The 13,696-nt window shown below is 67.5% G+C and carries 12 protein-coding genes and 1 tRNA gene; 4 read left to right on the top strand and 9 right to left on the bottom strand.

Features of this window, described 5'->3' with window-relative positions; genetic code table 11:
* Window positions 1–245: 245 nt before the first annotated feature.
* The 3 genes from ACFVYL_RS19340 to ACFVYL_RS19330 all read left to right on the top strand — a co-directional run bounded on the left by ACFVYL_RS19340 (window position 246) and on the right by ACFVYL_RS19330 (window position 2,587).
* Window positions 246–1,760, top strand: a complete 1,515-nt coding sequence (locus tag ACFVYL_RS19340) for a DEAD/DEAH box helicase (protein WP_389717478.1) — start codon at window positions 246–248, stop codon at window positions 1,758–1,760.
* A 46-nt stretch (window positions 1,761–1,806) separates the two neighbouring features.
* Window positions 1,807–2,211 (top strand): CBS domain-containing protein, encoded by a 405-nt coding sequence (locus ACFVYL_RS19335; protein WP_389717476.1) that lies wholly within the window; start codon window positions 1,807–1,809, stop codon window positions 2,209–2,211.
* Window positions 2,212–2,272: 61 nt separating this feature from the next.
* Window positions 2,273–2,587 carry an SCO5918 family protein gene (locus tag ACFVYL_RS19330; protein ID WP_389717474.1) on the top strand — a complete coding sequence of 105 codons (315 nt, stop codon included), beginning with the start codon at window positions 2,273–2,275 and terminating at the stop codon, window positions 2,585–2,587.
* Between the two features lie 59 nt (window positions 2,588–2,646).
* On the opposite strand, the gene ACFVYL_RS19325 is transcribed toward ACFVYL_RS19330, so the two are convergent.
* The 6 genes from ACFVYL_RS19325 to ACFVYL_RS19300 form a co-directional block, all read right to left on the bottom strand.
* Entirely contained in the window at window positions 2,647–2,949 is a 303-nt protein-coding gene (locus ACFVYL_RS19325; protein ID WP_389717472.1) for a hypothetical protein, read from the bottom strand.
* 106 nt (window positions 2,950–3,055) lie between these two features.
* Complete coding sequence (locus ACFVYL_RS19320) at window positions 3,056–3,364, bottom strand: hypothetical protein (protein WP_389717470.1); 309 nt, start codon at window positions 3,362–3,364, stop codon at window positions 3,056–3,058.
* Window positions 3,365–3,368: 4 nt separating this feature from the next.
* Window positions 3,369–7,814, bottom strand: a complete 4,446-nt coding sequence (locus ACFVYL_RS19315; RefSeq protein ID WP_389717469.1) for a DUF6531 domain-containing protein — start codon at window positions 7,812–7,814, stop codon at window positions 3,369–3,371.
* 7 nt (window positions 7,815–7,821) lie between these two features.
* Complete coding sequence (locus ACFVYL_RS19310) at window positions 7,822–8,133, bottom strand: hypothetical protein (protein WP_389717467.1); 312 nt, start codon at window positions 8,131–8,133, stop codon at window positions 7,822–7,824.
* A gap of 72 nt (window positions 8,134–8,205) precedes the next feature.
* A complete protein-coding gene (locus tag ACFVYL_RS19305; RefSeq protein ID WP_389717736.1) occupies window positions 8,206–9,276 on the bottom strand; it encodes a hypothetical protein in 1,071 nt (356 codons plus the stop codon).
* Window positions 9,264–9,917: a hypothetical protein gene (locus ACFVYL_RS19300; RefSeq protein WP_389717464.1), complete on the bottom strand. Its 654-nt coding sequence runs from the start codon at window positions 9,915–9,917 to the stop codon at window positions 9,264–9,266. Before ACFVYL_RS19300 ends, ACFVYL_RS19305 begins: the two co-directional genes overlap by 13 nt.
* Before the next feature lie 804 nt (window positions 9,918–10,721).
* Between ACFVYL_RS19300 and ACFVYL_RS19295 the strand changes: the two genes are divergently transcribed.
* Window positions 10,722–11,489, top strand: coding sequence for a hypothetical protein (locus tag ACFVYL_RS19295; protein WP_389717463.1), 768 nt, complete (start codon window positions 10,722–10,724; stop codon window positions 11,487–11,489).
* Window positions 11,490–11,614: 125 nt separating this feature from the next.
* Here ACFVYL_RS19295 and ACFVYL_RS19290 read toward each other — a convergent pair.
* From ACFVYL_RS19290 to ACFVYL_RS19280, 3 genes are all read right to left on the bottom strand, one after another.
* Window positions 11,615–11,688, bottom strand: a tRNA-Pro gene (locus ACFVYL_RS19290).
* 46 nt (window positions 11,689–11,734) lie between these two features.
* Window positions 11,735–12,445 (bottom strand): Pr6Pr family membrane protein, encoded by a 711-nt coding sequence (locus tag ACFVYL_RS19285; protein ID WP_389717461.1) that lies wholly within the window; start codon window positions 12,443–12,445, stop codon window positions 11,735–11,737.
* A gap of 172 nt (window positions 12,446–12,617) precedes the next feature.
* A complete protein-coding gene (locus ACFVYL_RS19280) occupies window positions 12,618–13,544 on the bottom strand; it encodes a metallophosphoesterase (protein ID WP_389717459.1) in 927 nt (308 codons plus the stop codon).
* Window positions 13,545–13,696 lie beyond the last annotated feature (152 nt).

Genomic DNA, 13,696 nt, shown 5'->3' with positions numbered 1-13,696 from the left:
AGGGTGCTCGCTCATTCGGGTCTGCTCCGCACCCTTCGACATTCTGAATTGCACGTCCGCATGACGCACGTCCGCATGACGCACGTCCGCATGACGTCACCCATTTCGCTGCCTGCGCTCCGCCTCCGGGTCCGCCGCAGGTCAGTTTGACTCTCGCATTCTGTTCGGTCCGTTCTTGTGATTCCCCGCGCTGTTCTTCCGCTGCGGGAATTCCTTGATACGTGCCGTATCAAGGAAGGTTCCGCATGAACCCCACACGTACGAATAACCGCTCCTCCCGCAGCCGCAGCCGTACCGGCGCTCCCGCTTTCGGCACCGGCGCGGGTTCCGGCCGAGGCAGCCGCTTCAGCTCGCCCGCCCCGAGCCGTTCAGGTGGTCCGAGCCGCTCGGGCGGCCGCAGCCGGCGGCCCGCAGCGGTCCAGGGAGAGTTCGCCCTGCCGAAGACGATCACCCCCGCGCTGCCCGCCGTCGAGGCGTTCGCCGAACTGGACATGCCCAACCAGCTGCTGGCCGCGCTCACCACCCAGGGCGTGAGCGTCCCGTTCCCGATCCAGGGCGCGACCCTGCCCAACACCCTCGCGGGCCGCGACGTCCTCGGCCGTGGCCGCACCGGTTCGGGCAAGACCCTCGCCTTCGGCCTGGCGCTCCTCGCCCGCACCGCCGGACAGCGCGCCGAGCCCCGCCAGCCGCTGGCCCTGATCCTCGTGCCGACGCGCGAGCTGGCCCAGCAGGTGACCGACGCGCTCACCCCCTACGCCCGCTCGGTCAAGCTGCGCCTGGCCACCGTCGTCGGCGGAATGTCGATCGGCAGGCAGGTGAGCGTGCTGCGCGGCGGCGCCGAGGTCGTCGTCGCGACGCCGGGCCGCCTGAAGGACCTCATCGACCGCGGCGACTGCCGGCTGAACCAGGTCGCGATCACCGTCCTGGACGAGGCCGACCAGATGGCCGACATGGGCTTCATGCCCCAGGTCACCGCGCTGCTCGACCAGGTACGCCCCGAGGGCCAGCGGATGCTGTTCTCCGCCACCCTCGACCGCAACGTCGACCTCCTGGTCCGTCGCTACCTCACCGACCCGGTCGTCCACTCCGTCGACCCCTCGGCAGGCGCGGTCACCACGATGGAACACCACGTCCTGCACGTCCACGGCGCCGACAAGCACCGGACGACCACGGAGATCGCGGCGCGCGAGGGACGGGTGATCATGTTCCTGGACACCAAGCACGCCGTCGACCGGCTCACCCAGGACCTGCTGAACAGCGGCGTACGAGCCGCCGCCCTGCACGGCGGGAAGTCCCAGCCGCAGCGCACCCGCACCCTGACCCAGTTCAAGACCGGGCACGTCACCGTGCTCGTCGCGACGAACGTCGCGGCGCGCGGCATCCACGTCGACAACCTCGACCTCGTCGTCAACGTCGACCCGCCGACCGACCACAAGGACTACCTCCACCGCGGCGGCCGCACCGCACGGGCAGGTGAGTCCGGCAGCGTCGTCACCCTGGTCACCCCGGGCCAGCGCCGTGACATGACCCGTCTCATGACCGCCGCCGGCATCGTGCCCCAGACCACCCAGGTCCGCTCCGGCGAAGAGGCGCTCAGCCAGATCACCGGTGCCCAGGCGCCCTCCGGCATCCCCGTGACGATCACCGCACCGGTGACCGAGCGACGTAAGCGCGCTTCGTCCTCACGCGGCCGGCGCAGCCCCGCTTCGGCCAGTCGCCGCGCCAATGTGCGCCAGCCCTCCTTTGACGCGGCGGCCTAGAACCTTCGTGCTCAGGAAGTTGACTCATCTCTGCAGGAGGTACGTTTTGACGCTGGTCCAGATGCAGCCCCGCCCGGCGAACGCCACCCCCGTACGCCGGACGGTGGCCGACACCATGGACGCGGCCGCACCGCAGGTCTGTGACGACATGACCATCGAGGTCGCCCTGTCCGTCATGGCCGGCGCCCGCACCGGCCACCTGCTCGTCTGCGACAACGACAGCCTGTGCACCGGCCTGGTCACCCACGCCCAGCTCGCCGCACTCCGTGACAGCCCCGCCTACACCGACCGGGTCCAGCTGCGCGACGTCCTCGGCAACCGCGGGCCGTTCACCTCACCCGTGACCACGATGACCGAGGCCGGGCACGCGACGCGCAGCCACAGGTTCGACGCGCTGCCTGCCGTCGACGAACACGGCAGTGCTCTGGGCGTCCTCGCCCTTGCCGACTGAACCAACTCACCGCGGCAGAAACCCCCTTCGGCTCTTCTCCTTGTGATCCTTGTGAGGCATCATGCGCTGTGTCATCGCCCGCTTCCCGTTCGACCTCACCAAGAGCGGCGTCCTGGAAACGATGAAGGGCATCAAGCCCGAGCTGGTCTCCGGCGCGTCCGTGATCATCGGCCGTCGCACCTACCCCGTCAAGCAGGTCGGCCAGGTCATCACCCGCCAGGACCCCCGCGACTTCAGCGCAGGCGAAGTCCTCCGGGCCATGACCCAGCTCGGCTTCACCTGCCGCGGCCTGCCCCAGGCCGCCGCCGCGCCCACGCGCGTTCCCAACCCGTTCCAACAGGCTTCCGCGCTGCTCGGAGCCCCCGCGGCCGTCTGACCGACGGGCCGGTCGGACCCTGTACCGCGTACCGAGACTCCCTCGGCACGCGGTACATCTCACGAAGCCGTGTGGAGGTAGCGGGTGTTCACAAGAGCGTGCTCGCGCAGGTAGTCGAGCGCGCTGAGAACTTCATCCTCGGTCAGGGGAGCCCCGGCGAAGCTGCACAGCGGGTCTTCCAGGAATGCCAGCGCCGGAACAGAGGCTTGCCTCCCGCCCACGCGTAGGACCCAGCGCAACAACACATCGCAGGCGTGCCCGAAGCGTTCGACTGCGTCGGTGCGCAGAGCGAGCAGACGGCGCGCTTCCAGCAATCCGTCGTCGCTGGGGAACACCTCGCGCTCGCGGAGCTGTTCCAGCATGACGGCGAGCGTGCCCGCGCGTCCGAGAATTGAGGATGCCGTAATCAGGTAGGACAACGGTGCCGAGATCGGATATCGAGGCGCACCGTCCACGGACGTCCCTCGGTTACTCTTGCCAATCGAGCTGATTCACTCCCTCAATGTCTCCCCGGGAGAGCTTGAGGAGGGTTTCGATGACCTCGTCCCAGGATTCGAGCGTGATACGACGAGGACTGACGGAGGAATCCTCGACGTTTTCCCACCACAGTGTCCGATCGGCGAAAACACTGAGACACCATTCCGACTCGTGCTGCAGCGAAACGTCTGTGTGTTCGTCATCAGCCGACGTTTCCAGGCTTGCGACGATCTCTCGGATCTGCTCCTCATTGGGATCATCAATGTCGGACCCCATTGCGTCGCGCATAAAATAGGACATCAATTCACCTTCTGCGTCGATAATTTGGAGGGGCTCCATTGGGTATCGCCCATTCAGCATACCCTCCGGAGTTTCCGGGATGGAGTACGTCCCACCAGGGGGATCCCGGAGTGTGCTGGTAGCGGGGCACAAGGCGGATAACTCCCTGACGGCCCCCGGCATTGGCGGCCGGCTCGTGTTGCCACGTGTGACCAAGCGGGTCCCTTCGGCCACCGGTGGAGCTCACGCGGTCCGCGATTCCGGGAGAAAACTGGTCCAGGTAGGCGCCCAGTTCAGGATTCGCCTTAATCGCATCGTCAAGCGCGGCGTTCGCACGATTGAAGTGGACGCCGCGGCCCCGTCCGAAGTCCGTCGGATCCAATTGCATTTCAAAAAGGGACGTATACCCCTTGGGGTCTATTTGCTGCCCGGTTACGGGGCAAGTGCCAGGAGCGAGCCCCAATATGTCAGTCCAGACATTAGGGTTCACTGTGTACGTTCGGGGATTGTCGGCAGGGGCGAGTCCGAGCGGGTCCTGGCTCAGGTATCTGGCGGTCTCCGGGTCGTAGTGCCGGAAGTAGTTGTAGTGGAGGCCGGATTCGGGGTCGTAGTACTGGCCCGGGAATCTCAGAGGCGTGTACGTGGTGCTCTGCGTGGACCATGCCGTGACGCCCCACAGTGTGCTGCGGGCGCGCCAGGCAATGTCTCCGTCCTCGCCGAGCAGTTCGGTCGGTGTGCCGACGAGGTCGGTGACGATGGCGTAGAAGCGTGCGTCGATCTGGTCCTGTGGTGCGTCCGGGGCGACGCGGCGTTCGGTCTGCGCGACGGGGCGTGTGCCGTCGTGGTCCCACGTCACTGTGACGGAGGAGGGCAGGTCGGCGGAGCTCGTGCTCTGTTCGCACAGGGTGGTGCCGTCCCAGGCGAAGTCGGTCTGTTCTGTGACAGACGTGCCGTCGGCTGCGAGGCGCTGTTTGGCGATGCGGCGTCCGAACGGATCGTAGAGGTAGCGCCATGTAGTCCCGTCTGGAGTCGTGACCGAGACGAGACGGTTTTCGGCGTCCCAGGCGTAGCGCCAGGTGTCCGGCTTACGGGACAGGCGGGTCTTCTGGCGAAGGACGACGCGGCCTTGGGCGTCGTACTCGTAGCGCACAGCACCGGCGTGCGTGACCAGGGTGCCTTGGTACGTGCGAGTGCCCGTGGCCTCTTGCTCCGGGTGAGTGGAGGGCCAGGCCGCCTCGGTCTGGTTGCCCAGCTCGTCGTAGGCGTACCGTTCGCTCCACTCGTGGGCCTGGACGGCGGTGACGCGTCCGGCGCGGTCGACGTCGAAATGGCGTGCGCCGTTCAGCCGGTCGTCGATCCGGCGCGGGCTGCCGTCGCTGCCGTACTCATAGGTCCGGTTCTGGACGGTCAGTCCACCTGGAGCGATGACCGACTGGTCGGTGAGGCGGCCCAGCTGGTCAAGGGTCTGCGCCAATGTGGCAATGCCGTCCACGCGACGGCCGACTACGCCGCCCGCCGTGTCGTAGTCGGTCGCGACCGCGTGTCCGGAGCCCGTGAGCAGAACAGTGGGGCGGCCCGCCCTGTCGTACACCCACTCGCTTGTGACGCCGCTGGGTGTTGTGCGGCTCGTCCTGCGCCCGGCGGGGTCGTAGACGTACCTGGTGGTGTGGTCGTTGACGGATTCGCTCCGCACGCGCCCTGCGGCATCGTGCTCCAGCTCGATGGCCACATCAGCGTTGGCCGCCCGGACCAGGAGTCCCGTGTGGTCGTACTCGAAGGTGGTGACCGCACCGTCGGCGTCCTTGCGAACGACTCGGCCGAGCGCGTCGTGCTGGAAGCGGGTGATCTGCCCCATGGCGTTGGTGCGGGAAGTCAGGTGCCCCGCGGGACTGTAGGAGTATTCCGATCCCCGGCCGTCAAAATCCGTCTCGGACACGAGTCGGCCCGCGGCATCGTATGAATAACTCCAGGAACAATTCTGCGGGTTGGTGACACTGACCAGCCGCAGGTCGGTGTCGTACGTGAACTCGTAGCGGGTGCCATCGGGGTCGGTGCGGGCCGCCACGAGATCGAAGTGGGTGTATTCGAAGCGGGTGACGCCCCCGTCCAGGGTCGTGTGCGCGATGCAGTTGCCCTCGCCGTCGTACTGCCAGGACTCCGAGGCGCCGTCCGGAGCCGTACGGCGCACGAGCTTGCCCTCGACCGTCCACTCGAAGCGAGTGACGTTCCCCAGAGGGTCGGTGATGGCACTGGTGCGGCCGAAGGCGTCTCGCTCGTAGTGGGTTACGGCCCCGAGCGGGTCGGTCAGTTCACGAGGGAGCCCCACGCGGTCGCAGCGCAGGTGAGTGGTGTTGCCCAGCGGGTCGGTGACGGCCTTCCGGTGTCCTGCCTCGTTGTACACGAACTGCGTGGTGGCTCCGGCCGGGTCCGTCATCGCCGTGAGGTTGCCGCGGGCGTCGTAGTCTTGGTGCCAGGCCGCACCGGCAGGCCCGGTCAGTGACGTGGGCAGGCCGAATTCGTTGTACGCGGACCGGATTTCGCTGCCGTCCGGGCGGACGACGGATGTCACTTGCCCGTGCTCGTCGTACTCGTAGCGTGTGGTGTGCCCCTGGGCGTCCGTGACAGCGACGAGCTGGTGGTAGGCGTTCCACTCCTGATACCGCGTGTGTCCGAGCGGATCGGTCTCGCGGACGAGGCGGTGGGCCTCGTCGTGCTCATAACGGGTCGTCTGGCCGAGCGAGCCGGTGACTGTCGTCGTACGGGTGACGTCGTCGTAGGTCAGGGTGCCTGCGAGGAAGCCGCCACTGCCGTCGGTGCGCACGACGCGGCCGCGGTTGTCGTAGAAGTACTGGTAGGCCGATCCGTTGCGGTCGGTCCATGAGGTGATCCGGTCCGCCTCGTCGTACGTGAACCGGGTCGGCAGGCCGGAGGAGTTGATGACCTCCGTGAGGTTGCCGTCGTCGCCGTAGCCGAACGACACGAGCGTCGTCCCGCGGCCGCCGGGGTGTTCCGGATCGAGCAGGCGAAGGGCGGAGATCCGCGGCAGGGTGGGGTGCTGATCCAGGGCTATTCGGTATCCGCCGGAGTGAACGAGTCCGGTAGGGGTGCCGTCGTCGGCGTACTGAACGGTGATGCGCTGTCCGTTGTTGTCCACGATCGCCTGCAAAGGCAGATCCACAGCCTCACCTTCATCGGTGGGCTGCGGGGTGTGGAACACGTACGCGAGGCCCGAAGCGGGGTCACTCACCCGGAGCGCACCGTCGGTCTCTGTGTCCCAGCTCAGCGGCAAGGACTTGACCGGACCGGCATAGACGGGGCCCTCGGCCTCGGCATCGAGGAGCGGGTACGCCAGCCGGGCGCCGTCCGCCGTGGCGTACGTGATGCCTTCGTCGCTCGCCTGTAGACGCTGGTCAAGGGTGGAGGCCCAGGAGGGGCCGAACCAGCCTCCCCAGCGGTAGGAGGAGAGGTGGGTACGCTCCAGGATCAATGGGAGGGCACCGGGGAGTTGGACATCGGTCTGCGCCAGGAACATGTCTCCGGTGGCCACGTCGATCGGGTCGACCTTGAGCTCTTTCTCCGCCGCGCGAATTCCAGCCTTGAGCTGCTCAGCCTCACGAGGTTTCAATTTGAGCCTGGTGACGTCGGATCCGCCGATCCCCAACGACCTGCTCAGTCTGGCGAGTTCACTGGGCTTGAGCTTCTTCAGGCCTTTGCCGAGAGCCTTGCCCAGCATTCCGCCGCCGATGCCCAAAACCGCGCCTTCCGCCAAGAGCCCGGCCAGCTTGTCCGGATCCTTGAACGCACCAGGGTCTTGCAGGGCGGCGTCGAAGGCGGAGAACTTCATGCCCTCGCCCGCGAGTTTCCCGGCCTTCGCGATCGTCTTGATTTCTCCGAGCGCCTTCAGCGCCCGTTCCAGGCCGCGGATGGCCTCCATGACGGTGCGGATGACCGAGGCCATGCGGGTTCCGGACTTCTCGATCCGGGCGATCAGTGCCACGACCTTCGCGGCCCGGGCGCCGGCCGCCAGATTCCCGGCAATCACGGAAAGCCCACCGGTCAGCACCGACAGGGCCAGGCTCGCGATCTCGAACTCGGCGATCTCCGCGAGGATTACACCGATCTCGGTGAGGAGTTCGTGGGCTTCGTCGGCGAAGTCGTCCAGTGCCTTGGCACCTTTGCGCAGCGACTCGGCCATATCGCTGGCCTGCGTGCGAGAGGCCTTGGCCCGCTTGTGGAGGGCCTTGGCCGCCTCGCCCTTCCACTCCAGGTCCTTGAGCGCCGTCTCGGCGGCGTGCGCGGCAGCGTCCAGGCCCTTGGCCAGGGCCCGCCACCGCTTGGCTATCTCGCGGATACCGTCGGGATCGACGGCCGGGTCGGTGATGCCCAGGAACTCCAGATTGCTTGCCAGGGTGTCCCCGAAGGCGTGATTGGCCTTGTTGATCCAGTGCAGAGGGTTGAGGTCGATGCCCACGTGCGGTTCAGCTCTTCCTGGCGCGGGCCGCGGCACTCAACAGGACGTCAAGGAGGTCGAAGGCGTCGGACACATCACCCATGAACTTCGCCTCGGCCTCCCACTCCTTGTGCAGGCTCGCCGTGAGCTCGGCGATGGTGTCCATGCCGTCCTGGATGTCGTCCTTGGCGCCCATCAGCGAGCCAAGGACCCCGAACGCAGACATGTCATACGAGGCCGACTTGAAGTCGTGCAGCGGCTTACGGGTGTGGTCATCCGCCTTGCCCAGTGCGGTAGCCGCCTTGTGCAGCGACTCCGCATCCTTCCTCAGGTCCGACATGCTGCCCTGCCCCCGTTGGTTGAGATGGTTGTGCGTGTGGTGTGCCGACCAGCCGAGGGACCCATGCCCCGGTCAGCGGTTGATGGACTGGACCTCCTGCGCGACGACGTCCTGTTCAGTGCCGAACACGCCATCAGGAAGCTTCTGTTCGCCCGCGACCCCGGTTCCTGTCCAATGGATCTCCCAGGTGACGGTGGCCTTGAGCTGATATGCGTCGTCGCCGGACGCCCGCAAGTACGTCACGCCGCACGGAGGGGTGTCGCCGCTGTTGCCCCTGCTGTACGGCACGCCGATGCGGCCGCCCTGAATCGGGCACTGTCCGGAGGCCGGGTGCAGTTCAGCATCTGGCGTCCCTGGTTCGATCTTGAGTGCGGCGGGCGCGGCCGTGCTGGTTGCTTCGATCCCGAGCCCGGGAACGGAGGCGGTGACCGACACTGGCTTGAACTCCGCCTTCTCCAGCCACGCCCACGTCGGCAGGTTCACCGTCGACTTGTTCTGCGGCTTCAACTCGACCTTCGTACCGGGAACACGGATCTCGGAGTAGGCGAGCTGCGCGAGGATTTCCGGGGTGACGGCCTGCGGAGCGTCAGCGGGAGGCGGGTCCCCCTTGTCGACCCAGAAGGGGATCTTGTCGCAGTCCTGCGCCGCGGGGTCAGCCTCTCGCCCCTCGGTCACGAAGGCGCCCCACCAATTCCCCTTGCCGGCTTTGTCCTTGTTGAAGTCCTTGTCGGAGTCGCCGCCCTTGTCGACGTACTGGCCCTGCGTCTCCTTGTCCCACTCTTCGGTGGTCGAAGTGCCCATCCACTGGTACCGCATGTACCCCTCAAGTGACTTCGGGGTGTACTTGGGAGCGTAGTAGCAGGCAGGGGGAGTCCACGTTGCGGAAGACGAAGTGACGGGACCGGCGGAGCTGCCCTTTCCGTTCTTCGAGAAGTCGTAGACGATCCCCTTGGCTGACGCCGAGAGGGCGGGACCGCTGGCATCGCCGGAGACACTGGCGTCGCTTCCCGGCCCGCCACCGAATGAGCCGCCTCCTCCGGGAGGTTTCTGGTCTGCGACGGCGGTTGGCGCCGCGCACAGCCAGGCCGCTCCCGCTACCGCCGCGATCGCGGCGGTACGCAGGAGCCGACTCACGGCTGGCAGCCCGTCGCGCCGCGGGTGGATGTCATCTTCATGAGTTCCCAGACCCCCTGCTTGTTCTTCCTGAGCTGAGCGCTGTAGGCGACGTAGCTGTCCTTCGTCACCTTCGTCCGCTTGATCTCGTCCGTCTTGACGTCTCTGCTGAAGCCCCTGCTCTCATCGGCGCAGTATCCGATCGCCGCGCTGTCCTTGGACTTGACCTTCACGTTCCGGTCGAAATAGCGCACTGTCCCGGTGACGGTCCAGCCCGCATCCTTGAACGACTTCGCCCAGTCCCGGGCGGCCACAGCACCCTCGCCCTCGGTGTAGAACTCCAGGGCGGGCAGCTGAGGATCTCCAGCCACGATGGCCATGTTGAGCGCACGAATCATGTCCGCGTTGTCCCGCAGGATCGCGTCCTTGACGGAATCCCCCGCCCGCTCTGGGGTGAAGGTCAGCTTCACGTCAGAGGGCAGTTTGATCTCCGGCCGGTCGGTCCCGTCCGCTGGCGTGGATGACGACGGCGATGCCGACTTCCCGCTGCCCGCGTCAGCGCCGGCGATCTTGTCGTTGTCCTTGCTGTCGTCCGATCCGCCGCAGGCGGTCAGCAGCAGGGCGGCGGAGGCCGTGAGCGCGGCCACCACGCGCCGGGTCGAGCGAGTCACTGTTGTCTCCGGTGAGGTGAGGGTTTACCCGAGCGAAGCAACGCTATCCGCGGCCGACTGGTGACGATGAGAGCGGGTCGGGCTATGGCTGAGACGTACCGGGCGTACCTGTTGAAGGCGGCTGCTTTCGCCTACGTATGGCTTCGTTGCCCGGCTGGGAAACGGCCTGGTCCGTACGAAGCGGCCCAGCTAGGAGTTCGACGGCGGCTCGGGCTACCGAGTCCGGGGCTGCCTCGCGGTCTGCGGCCGAGGCTACGCAGGAGACGTGCTGTCCCGGATGGGGTGTTCTCTCGGGGCCGCCCGGCTCCGTGCTCTGGTCGGTGTCCGTCTCCCAACCGCGACCGGAGTAGGGGCTGTACCCCTGGTGCTGCTGGGTGACGTGCAGTTCCAGCTCCCCGGACGGTTCGAGGCGCGATGTGCCGGAGTGACCCGCTGCCAGTCGTACGTCCGGCGTCCCGCCTCCTTGGGTAGGTGCATGAGGATGGACGTTCCGTCTGCGGACACCGCGGCACAAGCCGTGCTCGGTGATTTCCCTCAGCACTTGAGGGAGAGTTCGGCGGACGGAGACGTCGGCAGCGAACCCGTGCTGCTGAGCGTGGCAGGCCCTGCACGCACGAGAAAGCATTTCGTGACTTTACGCCTTCCGTCGAATGAACCGGTTCAAGAGTGGGGGACCTGGTTCATTCGACGGAAGGACAGCTCATGCAAGCGCGAGCGGTGCAATGCGCATCAGAGGACCCTCGGGACCAGAACAAGTCGCCGGGCAGGATTCGGGCGCATGACGCCTGGGCGTTGGAGCTCCCCGTGCTCTTGGATGCGATGAACGCACGGGCAGTCGAGTTCGACCTGGGGGAGCAGGGTAGGCAGGCGGCGCTGGCCGTCGTTTCAGGACGGCTCTGCATACTTGTGCGTCCCGGTCTGAGTGATCCGCAGGTCACAGTCGCCATTCGGTCGCTGCTGGCTCACTACATCCACCGGCCCTACCCCCTCTTGGCGCTCTGGCCGGAGTCGAACGGGCAAGGCGTAAGGGTGGAGGAAGTGGATGACCTGCCAGCTTCGATGCCGACAGAGCCACCGGAGGTGACGGCAGACGCCTTGGACCTCTACGGCGACGGCAACTGGGCGCCGAAGGACGGCTGGCGGTGCGATGAGGAGGTCCTCGCGGAGTTGAAAGAGGTTGCCGTCCTTCATCTCGCGGGCGTCGTGGAGGACATCCCCGAAGACATGTACCCGTTGCCTGAGGGCCTCGGTGCCGTCGTGGCAGCTGGCTACGACGACGAGGGGATGGCGCATCCGCTGGTGTTCCTCCGCGGTGAGCTGCCCACCGGGCTACAGGCCGACCTCCTCGGTTTCTGCCTCGCGTCGGTTGCCGGGGCTGAGTACGGGAAGTGGGAGCCGGACGAGAACGGCCTGGTCTTCGTAGGTACCGAGGCAGGGCCAGTGCGCGGCCCTGGAGCCGCGCTTCTGGGCGCACTGACGGTCCAGCGTTTGGGGCGGCGCCCGGGGGACTGCGCGTTCACGCTTCTCGACCCGCCGGAGGGGCCCGCCCCCGTCTCGGAGATGGCTGCTTGATTGCTGGGAGATTAGGGAGCCGGATCTGGCGACTGGCTCCCAAATGGCTCCCAGGACGACCCCAGAAACCACTCAGGGGCCCGACCCGCTAAGCGGATCAGGCCCCTGACCTGGTGTTTCAGCTGTCGGGGTGGCGGGATTTGAACCCACGACCTCTTCGTCCCGAACGAAGCGCGCTGCCAAGCTGCGCTACACCCCGATGTCGTTGTTCCAGCGGTCTGCGGTGCAGGCCGTGGCGACACCGATTACTTTAGCGGACCGGCGCCCGGAGACGAAATCCGGTTTTCGGGGGGCCGGGGCTGGGGGCGGAGGCGGTCCAGGAGGAGGACGAGCAGGGCGAGGGCGGCGAAGGCCAGGCCGAAGAGGACGGCGTTGCCCAGGACGCCCGCGTAGCCGTGGATGTCGACGTCCAGGAACGGGTACGGGTAGCGGGCCGGCGGGCCCGGGGGCAGCAGGGCGCCGCGGGCCAGGGCGAAGGCCAGGTAGGCGAGTGGGTAGAGCAGCCACAGGCCCGCGTGGCGCAGGCGCAGGCCGCCCGGCCTGGTGAGCAGCAGCCAGTCGAGGGCCACGCCGATCGGCGTCACGGTGTGCAGGAGCTGGTTGGAGAGGGAGTGCCAGCCGGACATGGCCGGCATCGCGGAGAGGGTCTCGGCGTCGTCGGTCATCGAGAAGCCGCTCGCGTCGTTGGCCAGGATCAGGTGGTAGACGAGGCCCGTGATCGCGATGAAGAGGACGGTGCCGCCGGAGATCCAGGGCGGCAGCGGATGGCGGCCCCGCCAGGCGCGCCAAGCTGCGAGGCCGAGGACCACGGCGACCAGCACGTTGCTCTGGATCGTGAAGTAGCTGAGGACGCGCGGCGGGCTGCCGATGACCAGGTCGATCACGATTCCGGTCACCGCGGCCAGCGCGATCAGGGCGCGGAAGGCGGCCACGAGGGGGCGGCGTACGGGTGGCACGACCGCCTCCGCCGGGACACCCGGACGTACCTTACGTAGGGGATGTATGGGACGTATCGGAGCGATCATGTCCCCACGGTAAGCATCGTCACGACGCGACGCGACGCAATGCCCGCTCGGGCGGATGCCGGGTCGACGTCCGCCGTCACCCGTGCCGTCAGCCCCGTTTCCGTCAGCCCCGCGCCGTCAGCGTCAGCAGTGTCGCCTCCGGAGGGCACGCGAACCGCATCGGTGTGTAGCGGTTCGCCCCGCACCCCGCCGATACGTGGAGGAACGACTTCCGCCCCTCCGCCTCGTGCGTGGAGAGGCCCTTCACGCGGTCGGTGTCCAGGTCGCAGTTGGTGACCAGTGCCCCGTAGAAGGGGATGCACACCTGACCGCCGTGGGTGTGGCCGGCGAGGACCAGCGGGTAGCCGTCCGCGGTGAAGGCGTCGAGGGCGCGCAGGTACGGGGCGTGCACGATGCCCATCGAGAAGTCGGCCCCGGTCTCCGGACCGCCCGCCACGCGCGCGTACCGGTCGCGTTTGATGTGCGGGTCGTCCAGGCCCGTGAGCGCGATCTCGTAGCCGTCGATCTTCAGCGAGCCCCGCGTGTTCGTGAGGTTCACCCAGCCCGCCGCGTCGAACCCGTCGCGCAGGCCCTCCCACGGGTTGTGGATGACGCCGACCGCGGGCGCGTTGCCGTTCAGGCCGTGCTTGCCCTGCACCTTCTCGACGAGGTAGCGGGCGGGGTTGCGCGGCTTCGGGCCGTAGTAGTCGTTCGAGCCGAAGACGTACGCCCCGGGGAACTCCATCAGCGGGCCGAGCGCGTCCAGGGTCTCCGGGACGCCCTCGGGGTCGGAGAGGTTGTCCCCCGTGTTGACGACGAAGTCGGGGCGCAGTCCCGCCAGCGAGCGCAGCCACCGCTGCTTCTTGCGCTGTCCGGACACCATGTGGATGTCGGAGACCTGGAGGACCCGCAAGGGACGCATCCCCGACGGCAGTACGGGCACCGTGACCCGCCTCAGCCGGAAGAAACGGGCCTCGAAGCCCACCGAGTAGGCGAGACCGGCCGCGGCCGTCGCCGTGATGCCCAGGGGTACTGCGTATCGCGCGCGCATCTCCCCATCGTGTCAGACAATCTGTCAGACGCCGGTCGGACCCCAGGCGGGCCCCGGGCGGCCCAGGGTGGGCCCCAGGCGGGCCCCTGGGGGGGCAATGGGCGGCACCACGTGGGGCTCCGACGCCCGCGGATCCCAGTGGCACGCCCTGG

It is taken from the genome of Streptomyces sp. NPDC058308, from assembly GCF_042880275.1.
In the GTDB taxonomy this organism is placed as follows: Bacteria; Actinomycetota; Actinomycetes; order Streptomycetales; family Streptomycetaceae; genus Streptomyces.
The sequence above is the reverse complement of the archived record's forward strand: the minus strand, read 5'-3'. Positions and strand labels throughout refer to the sequence as shown.

What these genes read in the sequence shown, in the direction of transcription:
- ACFVYL_RS19320 (WP_389717470.1), bottom strand. Translation starts at nt 3,364, where the DNA reads ATGTCCTATTTTATGCGCGACGCAATGGGGTCCGACATTGATGATCCC.
- ACFVYL_RS19310 (WP_389717467.1), bottom strand. Translation starts at nt 8,133, where the DNA reads ATGTCGGACCTGAGGAAGGATGCGGAGTCGCTGCACAAGGCGGCTACC.
- ACFVYL_RS19330 (WP_389717474.1), top strand. Translation starts at nt 2,273, where the DNA reads ATGCGCTGTGTCATCGCCCGCTTCCCGTTCGACCTCACCAAGAGCGGC.
- ACFVYL_RS19340 (WP_389717478.1), top strand. Translation starts at nt 246, where the DNA reads ATGAACCCCACACGTACGAATAACCGCTCCTCCCGCAGCCGCAGCCGT.
- ACFVYL_RS19325 (WP_389717472.1), bottom strand. Translation starts at nt 2,949, where the DNA reads ATGCTGGAACAGCTCCGCGAGCGCGAGGTGTTCCCCAGCGACGACGGA.
- ACFVYL_RS19280 (WP_389717459.1), bottom strand. Translation starts at nt 13,544, where the DNA reads ATGCGCGCGCGATACGCAGTACCCCTGGGCATCACGGCGACGGCCGCG.